The organism is Oscillospiraceae bacterium (genome assembly GCA_035353335.1).
In the GTDB taxonomy this organism is placed as follows: domain Bacteria; phylum Bacillota; class Clostridia; order Oscillospirales; family JAKOTC01; genus DAOPZJ01.
In genome coordinates this window covers 33,921-51,369 of record DAOPZJ010000013.1, presented here as the reverse complement: position 1 = coordinate 51,369, position 17,449 = coordinate 33,921, and the positions used below count along the sequence as shown (strand labels likewise).

General features: G+C 50.9%; 17 protein-coding genes. 9 read left to right on the top strand and 8 right to left on the bottom strand.

All coding sequences use genetic code 11. The annotated features are described in order from the left end of the window. From PKH29_04415 to PKH29_04375, 9 genes are all read left to right on the top strand, one after another. Nucleotides 1-1,669: ABC transporter ATP-binding protein (locus PKH29_04415; GenBank protein HNX14078.1), on the top strand; the 1,669-nt coding region annotated here is incomplete at its 5' end. A 55-nt stretch (nucleotides 1,670-1,724) separates the two neighbouring features. Next, entirely contained in the window at nucleotides 1,725-2,006 is a 282-nt protein-coding gene (locus PKH29_04410) for a YlmC/YmxH family sporulation protein (GenBank protein HNX14077.1), read from the top strand. Between the two features lie 51 nt (nucleotides 2,007-2,057). Then, nucleotides 2,058-2,612, top strand: a complete 555-nt coding sequence (gene rsmD, locus PKH29_04405; GenBank protein HNX14076.1) for a 16S rRNA (guanine(966)-N(2))-methyltransferase RsmD — start codon at nucleotides 2,058-2,060, stop codon at nucleotides 2,610-2,612. 43 nt (nucleotides 2,613-2,655) lie between these two features. Further along, on the top strand, nucleotides 2,656-3,141 hold the full coding sequence (coaD, locus tag PKH29_04400) for a pantetheine-phosphate adenylyltransferase (GenBank protein ID HNX14075.1): 486 nt from the start codon (nucleotides 2,656-2,658) through the stop codon (nucleotides 3,139-3,141). A gap of 64 nt (nucleotides 3,142-3,205) precedes the next feature. Then, a complete protein-coding gene (locus tag PKH29_04395; protein HNX14074.1) occupies nucleotides 3,206-3,679 on the top strand; it encodes an ATPase in 474 nt (157 codons plus the stop codon). Between the two features lie 12 nt (nucleotides 3,680-3,691). Further along, nucleotides 3,692-4,549 (top strand): hypothetical protein, encoded by an 858-nt coding sequence (locus PKH29_04390; GenBank protein HNX14073.1) that lies wholly within the window; start codon nucleotides 3,692-3,694, stop codon nucleotides 4,547-4,549. Nucleotides 4,550-4,674: 125 nt separating this feature from the next. Beyond that, nucleotides 4,675-6,627, top strand: a complete 1,953-nt coding sequence (locus PKH29_04385) for a hypothetical protein (protein ID HNX14072.1) — start codon at nucleotides 4,675-4,677, stop codon at nucleotides 6,625-6,627. Between the two features lie 20 nt (nucleotides 6,628-6,647). Further along, nucleotides 6,648-8,633, top strand: coding sequence for a hypothetical protein (locus tag PKH29_04380; GenBank protein ID HNX14071.1), 1,986 nt, complete (start codon nucleotides 6,648-6,650; stop codon nucleotides 8,631-8,633). Between the two features lie 13 nt (nucleotides 8,634-8,646). After that, the gene (locus tag PKH29_04375) at nucleotides 8,647-9,606 is read left to right on the top strand and encodes a patatin-like phospholipase family protein (GenBank protein HNX14070.1); all 960 of its coding nucleotides are present in this window, start codon (nucleotides 8,647-8,649) and stop codon (nucleotides 9,604-9,606) included. Here PKH29_04375 and PKH29_04370 read toward each other — a convergent pair. From PKH29_04370 to kduI, 8 genes are all read right to left on the bottom strand, one after another. Beyond that, a complete protein-coding gene (locus tag PKH29_04370; protein HNX14069.1) occupies nucleotides 9,603-10,382 on the bottom strand; it encodes a GNAT family N-acetyltransferase in 780 nt (259 codons plus the stop codon). The genes PKH29_04375 and PKH29_04370 overlap by 4 nt on opposite strands. 231 nt (nucleotides 10,383-10,613) lie before the next feature. Further along, on the bottom strand, nucleotides 10,614-11,477 hold the full coding sequence (locus PKH29_04365) for a radical SAM protein (protein HNX14068.1): 864 nt from the start codon (nucleotides 11,475-11,477) through the stop codon (nucleotides 10,614-10,616). Continuing rightward, a complete protein-coding gene (locus PKH29_04360; GenBank protein ID HNX14067.1) occupies nucleotides 11,478-12,002 on the bottom strand; it encodes a hypothetical protein in 525 nt (174 codons plus the stop codon). It lies immediately after the preceding gene. Between the two features lie 22 nt (nucleotides 12,003-12,024). Continuing rightward, entirely contained in the window at nucleotides 12,025-13,200 is a 1,176-nt protein-coding gene (locus PKH29_04355; GenBank protein HNX14066.1) for a phosphoglycerate dehydrogenase, read from the bottom strand. A 71-nt stretch (nucleotides 13,201-13,271) separates the two neighbouring features. Continuing rightward, nucleotides 13,272-14,360 carry a 3-phosphoserine/phosphohydroxythreonine transaminase gene (serC, locus tag PKH29_04350; protein ID HNX14065.1) on the bottom strand — a complete coding sequence of 363 codons (1,089 nt, stop codon included), beginning with the start codon at nucleotides 14,358-14,360 and terminating at the stop codon, nucleotides 13,272-13,274. 205 nt (nucleotides 14,361-14,565) lie between these two features. Beyond that, nucleotides 14,566-15,588, bottom strand: a complete 1,023-nt coding sequence (locus PKH29_04345) for a sugar kinase (protein ID HNX14064.1) — start codon at nucleotides 15,586-15,588, stop codon at nucleotides 14,566-14,568. 13 nt (nucleotides 15,589-15,601) lie between these two features. After that, nucleotides 15,602-16,555 carry a bifunctional 4-hydroxy-2-oxoglutarate aldolase/2-dehydro-3-deoxy-phosphogluconate aldolase gene (locus tag PKH29_04340; GenBank protein ID HNX14063.1) on the bottom strand — a complete coding sequence of 318 codons (954 nt, stop codon included), beginning with the start codon at nucleotides 16,553-16,555 and terminating at the stop codon, nucleotides 15,602-15,604. A gap of 11 nt (nucleotides 16,556-16,566) precedes the next feature. Beyond that, nucleotides 16,567-17,400, bottom strand: coding sequence for a 5-dehydro-4-deoxy-D-glucuronate isomerase (gene kduI, locus PKH29_04335; GenBank protein HNX14062.1), 834 nt, complete (start codon nucleotides 17,398-17,400; stop codon nucleotides 16,567-16,569). Nucleotides 17,401-17,449: the final 49 nt, after the last annotated feature.

The following is a 17,449-nucleotide window of genomic DNA, read 5'->3' as shown; positions in this document are numbered from 1 at the left end:
GCTTGCAATTCTCTCAAACATCACCGTCACATTAAAACCCTATATCCTCGAGCGCGTCATCGACAACAACCTGATGACCGGTTTGAACGATTATAACTCGCTGATGATTTGGGCGGGGTTGTATCTCGGCGTGATTTTATTCGGCGTTGCAATCTCGTACATTCAATCCATCGCTTTGGCTTCACTCGGGCAGCGCATTATGCACAAGCTGCGCACGACGCTGTTTTCTAAAATCCAGAACATGTCGATGCGGTTTTTCGATAAAAACGCCTCTGGCAGCATTTTGACGCGTGTCTCCTCGGATGTCGAATCACTATCCGAATTGTTTTCGGACGTGATCATCAATTTCGTCAGCGAGTTTTTACTGGTGATCAACGTCATCTCCATGATGTTCATTTTGGATGCGAAACTTGCGGTTGCATGTATGATCATCATTCCGGTTGTGATTGCGATCGCATTAATCTATCGTTACCTCGCCCGCAAAATCTTTATTAAAATCAAGGCACAGTTGTCGCGCATGAATGGGTTTTTAGCCGAGAACATCATCGGAATGCGCATAGTGCAGATGTTCGGAAGCCAGAGTAAAAAATACGAACAGTATGACGAACTCGCCAAGGGTTATTATAAACTCAGCATGATGGATATGATTTTACGTTCGCTTTCGAACCCGCTCCTCGGATTGGTCGGTGACATCGCAGTCGGCGTTTTGATCATTGTGTATGCCAAAGATGTGTTCACAGGCGTTTTGCTGGTCGGCGTTCTGCACGCCTTTACCACTTATATCAAACAGTTTATCAACCCGATTTCGCGCATTGCCGAACAGTTCACCAACATCCAGTCGTCCTTAATTTCTGCGGAGCGCATTTTCGATATCATCGACAATACCGCCGATACGGAGGATATCGAAGTCGGCGAAAAAGTGGATAAAGTCAGGGGCGAAATCGAGTTTAAACATGTTTGGTTTGCCTATGACGAGGAAAACTGGGTGCTCAAAGATGTTTCGTTCAAAGTGCTCCCGGGTCAGACAATGGCAATTGTAGGCGATACGGGAAGCGGAAAAACCACCGTGATTTCGCTGCTTGCTCGGTTTTACAAGATTCAAAAAGGCGAAATTCTGATTGACGGAAAGAACATCGAGTCCTTCAACCTCTCTTCGCTGCGCCGTCTTGTCGCAGTCGTAATGCAGGACGTCTTCCTGTTCTCCGGTGATGTTGGTTATAATATCCGTCTCAACGATGAAAACATTTCTGACGAGGACATCGACAGAGCCGTGAAAACGGTGCATGCCGACGATTTTATCCAATCGCTTCCGTGCGGCATTCAAAGCCCTGTCTCAGAGCGCGGTTGTACCTTCTCGGCAGGACAGCGGCAATTGATCGCTTTTGCCCGAGCGGTGGCGTTTGAGCCACGCATACTGGTATTGGACGAGGCGACGGCGAATATCGATTCGGCAACCGAAGCCGCTCTTCAAGACGCTTTGACCGCAGCTTCAAACCAGCGCACAAGCATCGTCGTCGCCCACCGCATCAGCACAATCATGTCGAGCGATATGATTTTAGTCATGCGGCACGGTGAGATCATCCAGCGCGGAACCCACAGTCGGCTGATTGCGGAAGGCGGACATTACGCCGATCTCTGCCGCGCTGCGGGAAATCGAAACGGACAGTAACATTTTGTGTACTTCCCGCATAAAATGAACTATCTGGATGCGGGGAGGGGCAGCGATGATCAGCAGCTTTTTTGAATTGCGGGATAAGGACGTCGTGAATATTAACAACGGAGAAAAACTGGGGCGAATCTGCGATATAGACATCGATCTAGAGACGGCGCGGGTATGCGCGCTGATATTGCCGGGGAGATGCCGAGTTCTCGGACTTTTCGGACGGGAAGACGATATTGCTATTGCCTGGAACGAGATCACATTAATCGGCGAAGACGTCATTTTGGTCAACAAGTGCATGCCGGTTTGCAATAATAAGCGCCCGAAAAGCCAACATATTGACTAAGAATGTATAATCGCGTATAATAATACCCATATGAAAGGGGCGGGTACTAAGATGCGCGTGATCGCCGGCAGCGCAAGACGCAGGCCGCTAAAGAGCACTGAGGAGCCGGAGATGCAGCCCACCATGGAACGGGTCAAAGAAGCGGTTTTTTCAAAGCTCCATTTTGAACTAGAGGGCAGGCGCGTGCTGGACCTTTTTGCAGGTTCGGGGCAGCTCGGTATCGAAGCGCTTAGTCGAGGCGCTGCCCATTGCGATTTTGTGGACAACTCCAAAACATCGCTTGCCTGCGTGAAAAAGAATGTGGAGACCTGCGGCTTTACCGATAAAGCGGGAATTTTCGGCACGGACGCCTTCGGATTTATCAAATCCGCTGACAAAAATTATGACATCATTCTGCTCGACCCGCCTTTTAACCGTGGGATTTTGGACAAGATGCTGCCGCTCGCGGCAAAGCATATTGAAAAAAACGGTGTGATCTATTGCGAAACCAGCGAAGGGGAACGCCTTCCGGAAGCCGCAGGGGATTTTGTGATGGATTCTCAAGCGAAATATGGCTATATCAAAACAACATATTATCGCCATCGGGATTACCTCAGGAAAAATTAAAATGACCGATTAAAGATAATAAAAAAGAAAGAATGATCGAATAATGAAACGGATTGCAATTTGTCCCGGGAGTTTCGACCCCGTGACCTACGGACATATCGACATCATCCGGCGAGCTGCTCAGATGTTTGACGAGGTCATCGTCGTGGTCGCAAGCAACCCCGATAAAAAACGCCATTTTTCGGCGCAGCAGCGCTTGGGGTTCCTGAAAGAGGCCATATACGATATCCCGAATGTCTCGGTTGATGTTTGGGACGGCCTTACCGCCGATTATGCCCGGCAGAAAAAAGCACTGGCGATCGTCAGGGGACTGCGCGCGATGACAGATTTTGAAAATGAGTTTCAGTTGGCATTAACCAATAAAAAACTCTATCCCGATGGTGATACGGTGTTTTTAACCACTAAGCTCGATTATTTATATATGTCGTCTTCGATGGTGCGGCAGCTGGCCGCTTTCGGCGGTGACACTTGTGAATTTGTTCCCCCTTGTGTCTGTGCTGCCTTTAATGCCGAAAAGAAAAAGAATTAGCTTTATACATAGAATAATAACCGGCGGGAATTTCCGACCTTCGTGAAAGGATGAATTGCATCTTATGTCAGAAAAACAGCTCAGTATCGAAGACATCATTGACGAGATCCATGACTTGCTTGACAAGGCCTGGGATCTGCCGTTGTCAAGAGGCCGCAGCGTCGTCGATGCGGCGAAAGTGCGCGAATTGCTGGAGGATATTCGAAACGGTCTGCCCGAGGAGATCGGCCAGGCGCAAAAAATCGTCGCCGACCGAAGCGATATCATCACTTCCGCCAAGCGCGAAGCCGAATCGATCATCACCTCCGCTGAGGAGCGCGCAAAAAAACTCATCATGGAAGAGCGGATTGTGCATGATGCCAAGGAACTGGCTCAAAATATCATCAGTGACGCCGAATACAAAGCCGGGGAAGTCAAGCAAGGCGCAGTTGTTTTTGCCGACAACATTTTAAAACGCACTGAAGACGAATTCACAAAGGGACTCAACGACCTTCGGCAGTCGCGCGCATCTCTTCGCAATACCCGCAGAGAGGAATAAATAGGTTTATACATGGCGCGTAAAAAAGAGATCATCTCAACTTTATTTAATAGCGGTGTCGTCTGTGTTGCTCAGCCGGACCGGCCATTTTGGCGTCCGACCGGACGACTTGCCGCCGTTAAAATCCGTACGCAGCGCATTCTGGAAAACGACGATGCGGCTGCTTCGGCGACGGCGCTTGCCGATACAGCCTCCGACAGCCCGATGCTGATTACGCGGACGCTCGGGACATTATGCAAGCAAATGTTGGAACGGTCACAGGCTTACCGGACGGTGATCGACCGTTCAGTAGATTTCCTGACGTCCGAACTCTCCTGCCAAAAGGCGAATGCGGTGGCAGGGAGTCCGAATAACGGCTGGCTGTTTTCGATCCCAATCGCACAGAGGATGGGACTTCCACACGCGATGATTTTTGACGATAAAAAGATCGTACTCTATAGTGATAACCGCACCGAGCAGGACGGTATTATGGGGAAAAAGATCTTGTTGGTCAGTGATATCATCGGGGGCGGAAATACTTATAACCGTGTCTGGCTGCCCGCAATCAACGAGGCGGGTGCATCTGCCGCAGCCGTCTATAACATCATTGACCGCAGACAGGGCGGGAGTGACCGATTGGTTACGCTTGGCATTCCGCCTTTTTCAATGTGCGAGATTGACACAGCTTTTTTCCGCGAGGCTTTTGATTATAATCTCATCGATCAGGGACAATTGGATTTTGTATTGGCTTATATTGCAGATCCGATCAAGTCGATGCTGGACTTTGTGCGCGACCACCCCGATTTTATTACCAAATCCCTCGAGGGCGATGAAAAAACAAAAGCCGCCGCGACGCTTTGCCTCGAACACGGCTACTATACAGTCAAGTAAAGAGTAATTGTGAGTAGTGAAGAATATGGTGTTTGTTGTTACATTTGTTTAGTTTTACTTTTACTTTTGAATTAAAAAATAACATGCTGACAAAATAAAATAAAAAACAACAGAAAGGTGTTACCATGAAATTCCGCCAGATTCACCTTGATTTTCACACATCCGAATGCGTTCCGGACGTCGGGGGAAAGTTTGATAGAAAGCAATTTCAGGAGGCGCTGCAAGTTGGCTGCGTCGATTCGATTACGCTGTTTTCAAAGTGCCATCACGGCTGGTGTTATCACCCGACCAAGGCCAATATCATGCACCCGAAATTGAAGTTCGACCTGCTCGGCGCTCAGCTCGAGGCCTGTAACGAAATAGATGTGCGCACTCCGATCTATATCTCGGCGGGACTCGATGAAAAAGAAGCGGTACGCCATCCTGAATGGCTAGCGCGCAATGGCGACGAGAGCTTGCTTTTCTGCAAGAGTTTTGACCTGCCGGGTTATCACTGGATGTGCTTCAATACCGATTATTTGGACGTGCTTTTGGCACAGGTAAAAGAAGTTGGCGAGCGGTATCATCCGGTCGAAATTTTCCTGGATATCTGTGCGCCGAAACCCTGTTATTGCAGCCGCTGCCGCGCGGATATGAAGAAAAAAGGGCTTGATGTCACGAATCCCGAAGACGTAATGATACAGGCCGAGGATGTCTACGCCAATTATGCCCGCAGAGTCCGTGAGACCGTCGATTCGGTCGATCAAAACATCGCCGTCTTTCACAATTTCGGTCATCTTCACTGCGGTCGCCGTGATCTGGCAAATACCCAGACTCATCTCGAACTCGAATCCCTGCCGACCGGCGGCTGGGGTTATGATGATTTCCCGTTCTCAGCGCTCTATGCCGAGACGCTGGGTAAAGAATACCTCGGCATGACCGGAAAATTTCATAAGAGCTGGGGCGAATTCGGAGGGTTCAAGCATCCGAACGCCCTTCGTTACGAGGTCTCGCTCTCGGCGGCGCTCGGCGCCGGCAGTTCAATCGGTGACCAACTGCATCCGCTCGGGAAAATGGACATGTCCACTTATAAACTTGTGGGCGCCGCATACAGCGAACTCAAAGAAAAAGAACCGTGGCTCAAAGAGACTCATGCGGTGGCTGATGTCGCACTGCTGTCTTCAGAAGCCGTGGGGGTCTGTGCCGGAAAGAGCGTTCCGAGAACTGCCGACATCGGAGCAAATCGGATGCTGCTCGAGGGGAAATATCTCTACAGCGTCATCGATACCGAAGAGGACTTTTCAAAATTCAAACTGCTTGTCATGCCCGACTGCGGAAGAGTGACCCCTGCGGTTGCGGCGAAACTGAATCAATATCTCAAAAACGGCGGTAAACTGCTGGCTTCCGGCACAAGTTGCTTAGCTGTCGACAAAGACGAATTCGCGGTCGATCTCGGAGTCAAATACCTCGGTGAAAACGAATTTTCATCGACTTATCTGAGCAGTCACGACCAGCTCAAGACCAACAACGGCGTTCTGTTGATGTATGGTAAAAACCATAAGTTCGAGTCAGCGGGCGCAACCGAATTCGTTGCTGTCCAGAATCCCTATTTCAACCGCACCGCAACGCATTTCTGTTCGCATGCCCATACGCCGAACGATCCGGTCGATGTCGGCCCGGGCGCGTCTCTGACCAGGAACACCGCCTATATCGGCTGGGAGATCTTTTCCGACTATGCGACCAAAGGTGCATTACAATGCAAAGAATTGGTCGTCGCCGTGATCGAAGCGCTGATCGGCAAAGAAAAGACTCTCAAGACCAATTTACCCGACCGCGGGATTGTCACACTGCGTAAAAAGGGCGATTCGCTCATCAATCATATCCTGTTCGCGCACACCACTGTCCGGGGCACCAACACCGAAATCATCGAGGATTTGCTTCCGATCTGCGACACCACCGTCGAGATCAAACTTCCGACAGCGCCGAAGTCGGTTATCTTGCAGCCACAGGGCAAGGAGATTCCGTTTACTTATCAAAACGGCGCCCTGTGTTATACTGTTGATAAATTCACCTGCCACCAGATGATTGAAATTAAATAAAAAAGTAAAGCGGGATGAGTATGGGTTATCAGTATATTTTGCGCTATTGCGTCGCGCCGGGTTTTCACGAAGAAGAAGCCGTTGCGCGGCTGCTCGAGTTCTGCCAAAGCGCTAAAATCGACAATGTGATGTTCCATATCAACTGCGAACAGCTCAACCGCGGGCATATTTCGATTGAACAGACAAAGCCGTGGCTCGAGGCGATCCAAAGGGCGGGGGAGCAACTAGCCGAAATCGGCGTAAAGACCTCAATCAACCCTTGGATCACGACGCTGCACACCGACCGGGGCCGCAAGCTATGGGATTTTAATATGTTCGGTACAATGACCGATCCGTGGGGGCAAAAGGCCTCTGCGGTCGCTTGCCCGGCTGATCCCGAGTTTCAAAAATATATCTGCGAGATGTACGCCTATTATGCCTCAATCAACCCCGATACGATCTGGGTCGAGGACGATTTCCGTCTGCACAACCACGCGCCGCTCGAATGGGGCGGGTGCTTCTGCGACCGGCATATGCAGCTCTACTCCGAGCGTGCAGGGAAGGCTTTAACCCGCGAGGAATTTGTCGCGGGTGTGCTCGCACCCGGAGAACCGGGTCTTTACCGCAAAATCTGGCTCGACGTCTCCCGTGAGACCATGCGGGGACTGGCCGAGAAAATCGGAGCTGCCGTACATGCGGTTTCGCCCGAGACCAAAGTCGGTCTGATGAGTTCCGCACCCAAAGTCCACTGCGCCGAAGGCCGCGACTGGGGCGGTATTCTGCAAGGTCTCGCAGGTGAAAACACACCGGTCAGCCGGCCCCATCTGCCGTCTTATCAGGATGCAACGATGGCGCAATATCAATGGAATTTTTGTGCGCACAGCTGCCAAACGGTTGCGGATTGCCCGTCCGAAACTCTGATCTACCCCGAGCTCGAGGGCTTCCCACATGGCCGTTTCGTCAAATCCCGCGCCATGATCAACGCGCAGCTTTTAACCTCGGTTTTGCTTCCGGCAGACGGCATGACGCTGAACCTCTTCGACATGATGGGCGATGTCATCATCAAGGAATACGAATACGATAAAGTTCTTGCACAGGCAAAGCCGGTTTTAGACCGCATTACAGCGCTTGGACTTAAGAATATGCAGCGCAAAGGCGTCTGCGTCCCGATCAGCGAGAAGGCCTCCTATACGCTGCACACCTCTAAAGGCGAGCGTATGGAAGAACTCTATCCCGACCAAAGCTTTTGGTTCTCGTTTTTATCTGCTTTCGGTATCCCGTGCCGTTATGTCAAAACCGCTGAAATCAATAACGAGATCGTCGCGTTCTCAGGGCAGTACTTCCGTTCTCTGTCCGCCGACGCAATTAAGAAATTATTCGCCCACAATTTTGTGCTGGTCGACGGCGAAGCGGCGAATACCCTTTTCGAGATGGGACTCGGAAAACTGGCCTTGATCACCGACTGCAAACGGCAGACCGGCGACGCAGGCCCGGCAATTTATCATCAAGTCGTCAATAACGTCGAATACGCCGGAATTCCCGAGGCCAGGGTCGGCAACGGCGAAAGTTATTTCAACATCCAATACAGCGAAAAGCCCTATTTAATCACAGAAGCCAAGAATTATATGGGCGAAGCGGTCGGCAACGGCATTGCGCTGACCGGATCCAAATGTCTGGTTTTTCCGTTCTCGTCGCCCGATACAATGCCAACCGTCCTTTTGACGCCGGTTTACCGCGATATCCTGTTCGGTGTAATCGCCTCCTGTAAAGCGACGGTGCCCTGCGTGGTCGGCGGGACCTATCTGTTCCCCGAGGTGTTTTCCGACGCCGAAAAAGACATCGTGCTGATCGTGAATTTCTCACCGGACGACGCTGAGGACATCACTGTATTTATTCCGAACCCCGAGCAATATCAAAGAATCACGCTGGACGGATGCGAAGAAAAATATGAGCATAACGGTGAGTATTACAGCTTCCGCAAAAAGCTTGCAGCCGGGGAGGCAGCCATACTCATGCTGTTGAAGTGAGGAGGTAAGCCGGATGCTGGATAAATCCAAAGTAAAGGTTTTTAACGAGCTCAGAATCGGCCTTGTGTTATCGGGCGGCGGCGCAAAAGGCGCTTATCAGGGCGGCGTGATCGCAGCTCTTTACGACCTTGATTTGCACGACAAGATCAAAGCGGTGTCCGGAACTTCCATCGGCGCGCTGAACACGCTGATATTTGCAACCGGCGATCCGACATTCTGTTACAACCTATGGAACGAAACGGACGTAGCGGAGTTCATGTTTAAGAACGGCAGAGTTCCCTCCGAAAAACGCAGAGAGTTTTTAAAATTCGTCAACACCGGACGCGGCTTTCCCGATTTTCATTCGGCGATCTCTTACATAGCTGCCGGAAACCAAACGGCTTTTACGCTTGAGGGCGTTAAAAATTTCATCGAAAAGTCCTGCGACATCGCACCGCTGTGGCGCGACGAGCGAGACTATTATGTCTGCGCTTATAACTGCGAGAAGTATGAGCCCGAATATTTTCACCTCAACGACTGCGATTATAAACGCGCGGTCGACTGCACGCTGGCTTCGGCTGCGATTCCGTTTGTGTTTGAGCCGATTGTAATGGACGATATTCGATACTGTGACGGCGGCATCGCAGCACCCGGTTCCCCGGAGGAAAATGCCGACGGCACGCCTTTCAAGCCCCTTTTGGATCAGGAGCTCGATATTCTCATCGGCGTACATCTGCGGGAGGCGTCGCAGGTCAAGACCATCCCATCAACGTCCGAGCGCGAGGTCATCGACATCATTCCAAGCCGTTCCATCGAACCGGTCAAAGGCATCTCGGCGATGAATTTCACCCATTCCTATCTGCGCGATAAATACGAACTCGGTTATAGGGATGCAATGAATATCTTAGCGCCGAAAATCATCGGGTGGTTAAAAGAAGACAAGGCCGAAGTAAAAACGGTGAAAAAGAAGAAATCGATTTTTAATCGCACTTAAGGCCGTTTATAAGCGAACCAGACATCCACTGTTTCTTTGGAATAGATAAATCCGATGTCCTCATAAACCCGCATCGCAATCGGGTTTTCCACCCACAAATAGATATCTTTATTATTGTAATGCCCGAGTTGATAACGCATCGCTGCGCTCATCATGGCCCGGGCATATCCTTTGCCCCGAAACTGCGGCAGGGTAAAAACATCCTGCACCAAAGCAAGATCGGTAATTTTATCGTGTTCGATGCTGACCGAAGCCGCGCTCTGTTCACCGGAGAGAGCGCCGATTTTTTCACGCCCCACAAACACATCGATGCTTCCGTAATTCATGCAGTCGCGGGTTGCCAGCGCGCACCAGTCGCCGCCGTCATGGGCAAAAAACAGATTATAAATCTCATCGTCAAAGTGTTCTTTATGTGTGATCTGTAAAGCAGGGGAAGTATATTCTTTGGGCTCGCCGCCGCCCCAGAACATCAATTTTCGGTCGATGATCTCGATTGTCCAACCGCGCTTTTCAAGCGTTGGCGTCAGCAGTTCCCGCTCGTTTTCAAAACCGCCGAAAAAGATGCGCGGTGTGACCGCCTTGCTGTAATAAAATGCCTCAATTACCGCCAGTGTCGTCTCCGGGTCGGAAAAATCGGAAATCACCGCATGGTTGCAGTCGTGCGAACTCTTATTGGTATCGGAATAGAAAAGATGCGCAAACGAGGTCTTGACAAGGTTTGCACAGTGACAAATCAAATTGTTTTCGCAGGCCATGATGGTTTTCAAGTCGGTCATATCGTGTATCCTTTCACAGAAAGCGTTAAGTTTATATCTGAGCAATCCTCCTATTTCCATCATACACCAACAAGATAAAAAAATAAACATCTCTTGTAACAAAACGACGAAAAACGCGGTCATATAAGCGGAACGGAGGCGTGAGCATCCGCCTCCGTTCCAACGGCCATACCTAGGGAGATAACACAAACGAGGCAGTCGCAAGACTGCCTCGTTTGTGTTTGGGATTGATTATATCAACGTCAACTGCTCGTCATTCTCTTCCAATGTGTTCATATACTTAAAAATTTGTCCCACATCGTGCATGATACCGCGCTTTTCGCATTCATGATGAAAAATCTTCATCAGCGCCGGGCTGTTGTCGCTGACACAGGAATAGGCAAGCCCGAATTTTTGAATATATTTCTGCATAATCCCCGGGAAATGGCGGTTGAGCGCGGCGAAAAAGTATTCGCGGTCACCGTCTCGAAGCGTCACACCGATGTCAAAACAGATAATACCTTTAACTTTGGCCTCAAAGCAATACGATAGAATTCCGCGCAGATTTTCCTCGGTGTCATTGATGAAAGGCAGCAGAGGACACAGCCAAACCACCGTCGGAATACCGTAATCGCGCAGGATTTTCAACACTTCGAACCTCCTTTTTGTCGTACAGACATTCGGCTCGAGGATTTTACATAAGTTTTGGTCGAAAGTCGTCAGCGTGATCTCAACCACGCATTTGGCCTTTTCGTTGATGCTTTTTAATAAATCGAGATCGCGCAGAATCAAGTCGGACTTCGTCAAAATCGCAAGCCCGAAGCCCAAACGGTCAATCACTTCAAGACAGCGGCGGGTATATTCCAGCTCTTTTTCAAGCGGGATATACGGGTCGCACATCGAACCGGTTCCGACCATGCTCCGGCTGCGTTTTCGTAATAATTCGCTTTCCAGTTGTTCCGGCGCACCGGTCTTGACTTCGATGTCCTCAAAATCGTGGGTAAATTGATAACACAAACTGCGGCTGTCGCAGTAGATGCACCCGTGCTGGCAGCCGCGGTAAATGTTCATGCCGTTATGCGGTGATAAAATGGACTTATATTTTTTAAAATGCATTTATTCGGTGATGAAGAAGCAGATATCGAGAATAACCTCGCAGGTTTCGTTCGGCGTGGTAAAACGCGGGCATGCATACCGCTCAAAAAACCAGCATGCGTCCTGTTCGTCATTTACAATCTTCATGCCGTCGGCTCCAAGTTGTTTACAACATAGATCTTCTTGGCAATAAACTGTATCCTCTTTGCCCTTGACCCAGCAGACGCCGAGGTCTTTGGCGGGGAAATCGTGAAAGGAATATCCGTTGGGAACCGCTGTCTCAGCAGGGAGAAACATACCGATCCAATACTCAAATGGCTCGCTGTTCCTGCACCGCATCAGCCCGATATAAGCGCCGCCGTCTTCATATTCGCCTGAGAATTCCGACGTGCATAATGTTTCAAGCGGAGCAAAACGGTTGTTTTGAAACCACTCGCTCCATTTTACCCCGAAACCCCCATTCACGCGGTCTCCGTCGCCGTATTTAACGCCGATAAACCGTGCGGCGGGTACTTTCTGTCGATAACACTTGATAATCTCCGGCATGGCATCTCCCCCTTTGATAAAATTATGCCTTTTTGATAATTCTTGCACCGGTTACGCCGACGATGCCCAGAATCCGACTTAACAGCTGTTCGTCGTCAGTGAGACCGTTGTCAATATCGATCAATGTATAAGCCCAGTTGCCGCGGCTCTGGTTGGACATATAGTCAATATTGTGCCCGTCGCCGGAGATGATAGAGGTAATCGAGCTGACCATGTTCGGGATATTCTTGTGGCAGATCGTGACGCGTGTTTTTCCGCTGTAAGGCACCTCACAGGCAGGGAAGTTGACCGAGTTGCGGATGATACCGTAACGGAGGTAATTCACCATCTCATCAGCGGCCATCTCGGCGCAGTTGTCTTCGGATTCGGGCGTCGAAGCCCCCAGGTGCGGAATGCAGAGGGTATTCGGCAGCGAAAGCACTTCTTTGGACGGGAAATCGGTGGCATAACAGGCAATAGTGCCGTCGGCGATGGCGTCTGCAAGCGCGTCGGTATCCACGAGTTCCCCGCGCGAAAAGTTCAACAGCCGTGCGCCTTTTTTAGTGGCATTAAAAAGCTCTTTTCCGTACATGCCTTTGGTTTTTTCGGTGTAAGGAATATGTAAACTGATATAGTCGCTGGTCGAGATTAACTCTTCGATTGAGGCGGCTTTCTTTACGGCGCGCGACAAACTCCAAGCTGCGTCGACGCTCAAAAACGGATCATGGCCAGAGACCTGCATCCCAAGTGCATAACCGGTGTTGGCAACCTGCGCGCCGATGGCCCCGAGGCCGATGACGCCGAGCTTTTTACCCTTGATTTCGGGTCCGACAAATTGCGCTTTGCCTTTTTCAACAGCTTTTGCAACATCTTCCGAATCAGTCAGTGTTTTCGCCCATGCGACGCCGTCAGCGATCTTGCGGGAGGACAACAACATTGCTGCGACGACGAGCTCTTTGACGGCATTGGCATTTGCACCCGGCGTGTTGAAGACCACGATGCCGCGCTTGGCGCATTCTTCGAGCGGTATATTATTGACACCCGCGCCCGCTCTGGCAACCGCCAGCAGCGATTTGGGAAGCTCCATCGAGTTCATGTCAAAACTGCGCAGAATGATGCCGGCGGGTTCTTTTGTATCGGGAGAAACCTCAAATTCGAGCGGCGTCAGTCTGCTTAGCCCGCTGTCCGAAATGGCGTTGAGTGTTTGAATTTTATACATTTAGATTACCACTTTCTCATTAATTTAGGGATATTTGGCCCTGGAAAGGCCAAACTCCGAGTTTGAAAAACTTATTTTTCAAACTCTCTCCCTTCGAACTTATCCATAAAGTCAACCAAAGCATGAACGCCCTCGACCGGCATCGCGTTATAAATGCTCGCGCGCATGCCGCCGACGGTACGGTGGCCCTTGAGGTTGACAAATCCGGCCTGCTTGGCCAGTTTGATGAACTTCTCATTAAGCTCTTCGGTCGGCAGCACGAACGGGATGTTCATCAGCGAGCGGTCCTTTTTGGCCACCGTGCCTCGGAACAACTTCGAGTTATCGAGGTAATTATAAAGAATAGCGGCTTTTTTCTCGTTTATTTTCTGCATCACGGCTACTCCGCCGCGCTCGAGCATCCATTTGAATACCAACCCCATCACATAAATCGCATAAGTCGGCGGGGTGTTGAACATCGATTTGTCTTTAGCATGGATCGCGTAGGATAGCATGGACGGCGTGTTCTCCGGCTCATGCCCGATTAAATCGTTACGGATGATCACAACCGTGACGCCCGCCGGGCCGAGGTTTTTTTGCGCCCCGGCATATAACAGACCGAATTTGGTGATGTCAACCTGCTCGGCGAGAATCGACGAAGACATGTCCGCAACAAGCGGAATATTCCCGACTTCGGGCAATTTTGTAAACCGGGTGCCGTAGATGGTGTTATTCAATGTGATATGAAAATAATCCGCGTCCTTGGAAAAGGTCTTTGAGTCAAGGTCGGGGATATAATTAAAAACTTTGTCTGCAGAACTGGCGACCACATTCGCCGTGCCGAATTTCAAGGCCTCTTCGACGGCGCGTTTGGCCCATTGCCCGGTCACCACGAAATCGGCCTTTTTAGATCCGGTCATCAGGTTCATCGGGATCATATCAAACTGCAGCGACGCGCCGCCCTGTAAAAAAAGCACGGTATAGCTGTCGGGGATTGCCATCAAGGTGCGCAAATCGGCCTCGGCGGTCTGTATAATAGCTTCATAGTCCTTAGATCGATGGCTCATTTCCATCACCGACATACCGCTGGTACCATAACTGACCAGCTCGCTCTGTGCTCTTTGAAGGACTTCGAGCGGCAGCATAGACGGTCCCGCCGAAAAATTATAAACTCTTTCCATTTCTGCTTTTCCTCATTTCCCGATGGCAAAATTATCGCCGTAATATGTATCATTATACGATGTTTTTGCATATCGTGCAACCCCGGAGAGGAAAAAGAATTTTGTTCTTCTGAACCGCACTTATTTGACAATAGGTTTCAAAGGATCTCGGACTGGTTGGAAATTGAAAAGGCGGAGATATCCCCGCCTTATAAAATCATGTATTTTACCGCTGAACCCGGCCGCTGCCGTCGCCGCCCGCGAGGGCTTTAACCTCTGCCACCGAGACGTGGTTGAAGTCGCCTTCGACCGCGTGCTTCAGGCAGGAAGCCGCAACCGCGAACTCGAGCGCATCGGCGCTGCTCATTCCGGTCAAAATGCTGTAGATCAGCCCGCCGCCGAAGCTGTCACCGCCGCCAACCCGATCGACAATGTGCACGTCGTAGTCCTTGGAGAAATAGTAGTCTTTTCCGTCATAAAGCATTCCGGCCCAGTTGTTGTCGTTTGCCGACTTGGAGCTGCGCAGAGTGATTGCGACTTTTTCGCAGCCGAACCGCTTGGAAAGTTCCGCCGCGACGAATTTATAGCCCTCGTGGCTCAGCTTGCCGCCGCTGACATCAGTATTCGGAGCTTTGATTCCGAAGACCTTGTCCGCATCTTCCTCGTTGGCGATGCACAGGTCCACATACTTCATCAGCTCGCCCATGACTTTGCCGGCCTTCTCGGTTGACCATAAGTTTTTGCGGAAGTTCAGATCGCAGCTGACCTTGACGCCGAGCTTCTTCGCGGCCTTGACCGCGTCCAGACAAGCCATAGCGCAGTTGTCGGACAGGGCAGGGGTGATACCGGTGAAATGGAACCATGCACAACCCGCGAAAATTTTTTCCCAGTCGAATTCGGACGGATCCGCCGCTGCGATGGAGGCGTATTTGCGGTCATAAATGACTTTAGACGGACGCTGTGAGGCGCCTTTTTCGCAGTAATAGATGCCGAGTCGTTCGCCCCCGCGCACGATCATGGAGGTATCGACACCGTAGCGGCGCAGCTCGTTGACGGCTGCCTGTCCGATCTCGTGCGACGGAACCTTGGTCACAAACGCCGCATCAAGGCCGAAGTTGGCCAAACTGACGCTGACATTCGCTTCTCCGCCGCCGTAGAGCGCATCGAAACTGTCGCATTGGACGAACCGTTGATAATTCGGAGGCGAGAGCCGAAGCATGATCTCGCCGAAACAGACGATTTTAGCCATTTCGAAAATCCCCCTAAAACTTTTTCTGCAGCAGGTGCAGGGTGAAGCCGTTCAGGTCGATATCGAGGTAAGCCGCGTTCAGCTTGCCCTTGTCGTTATACTTCATGCCATCCGGGTTGAACTTGATGCCTTTGTCGGTCATATAGCGCACGCCGCGTTCGGTGCTGTTGGTCGCGATGGCGACATGGCCTTTTTCCGCCAGATAGGGGGTCATAACCTCGAACTCGGTGCCGACAAAGCCTTTTGTTTGGGGCAAGTCGAACGTCATCGAAAGAAACGCCTTGACCGATTCGGTCTGCGCGTCGTCTTTGGTGTAGATACCGACATGGGCGATCTGATAGCCTAAAATCGCTTTGACGGCGGTTTTGGTCAGTTCGGTGATTTTGGCGTAGTTGCCCTCCTTGATCGCAGCTTTGTCAATGACGAACGAGCCGCCGCAGGCAAGGACGTTCGGCAGCGCCAGATAATCTGCGATGTTTTTCTCACTCACGCCGCCGGTCGGCAAAAACTTCATCTGGGTATAGGGGCCCGCGAACGCCTTGAGCGACGCGATGCCGCCCATCTGTTCGGCAGGGAAGAACTTGACCGCAGTCAGCCCCATTTCGAGCGCCGCTTCGATTTCTGCGGTGCCGGAGACGCCGGGCATGACCGGGATGTTATTGTCGATGCACCACTTGACGACTTTTGGATTAAAACCGGGTGCGACAATATATTTTGCGCCGCAATCGACGGCTTCTTTCGCCTGATCCACGGTCAGAACCGTGCCCGCGCCGAGGATGATTTCGGGAACTTCCTTGGCGATGCGGCGGATGCACTCGGTTGCACAAGAGGTGCGGAAGGTGATTTCGGCGACCGGAAGGCCGCCCGCGACCAGCGCTTTTGCCACAGGCACCGCAGTGTCGGCATCGTCTAACGCGATAGCGGGTACGAGACCGTATTCGCCGATAAGTTTTAATAAATCATTCATATTGCTATCCTTTATTTCATGTCAACGGGCTTGATAAAGTCCTGATCGGTAAAAGTGTAGTTCTCACCGGCCATAGCCCAGCAGAAGGCGTAATTCGAGGTACCCGCCGCAGAGTGGATCGACCAGTTCGGGCTGATCACGGCTTCGTGGTCTTTCATGACCAAATGGCGGGTCTCGGTCGGTTCGCCCATCAGGTGGAATACCACGTTTTCAGGGCTGAGGTCGAAGTAGAGATAGGCCTCCATGCGGCGGTCGTGGGTGTGCACCGGCATGGTGTTCCAGATGCTGCCCTTTTCGAGAATCGTGACGCCCAGCATCAGCTGGCAGCTCTTTGCGATACCGTCGGCATGGATGTATTTATAAATCGTGCGCTCGTTGCAGTTAGCTTTGTCGCCCATATGGGTCGGCGTTGCCTTGGTGATGTCAATCAGTACTGTGGGGTAAGCCATATGCGCCGTGCAGGAGACGAAATAGAGCTTGCAAGGGTTTGCCGCGTCTTCGCTGGCGACGGTGACTTCCTTGTTGCCTTTACCGACATACAGTGCGTCTTTGTTGTTCAACACATATTTCTGGCCCTCGACCGTGATTACGGCTTTGCCGCCCGCGGTGTTCAAGAATGCCATTTCGCGGCGCTCGAGGAAATACTCGGTCTTGAGTTCCGGTTCTTCGATCTTCAGGGTCTTTTTGACCGGAATGCAGCCGCCGATGATATAACGGTCGTAATGCGAATAGACCATCTTGATCTCGTCGGCATTGAACAGGTTTTCAATCAAAAACCGCTCGCGCAGTTCGTCGGTGGTCAATAATTTTGCGTCATCGGGATGGGAACAATGTCTGATTTCCAACATAATTATAACATTCCTTTCATTAAGGGCGGGATGTTTGGCCCGTAAG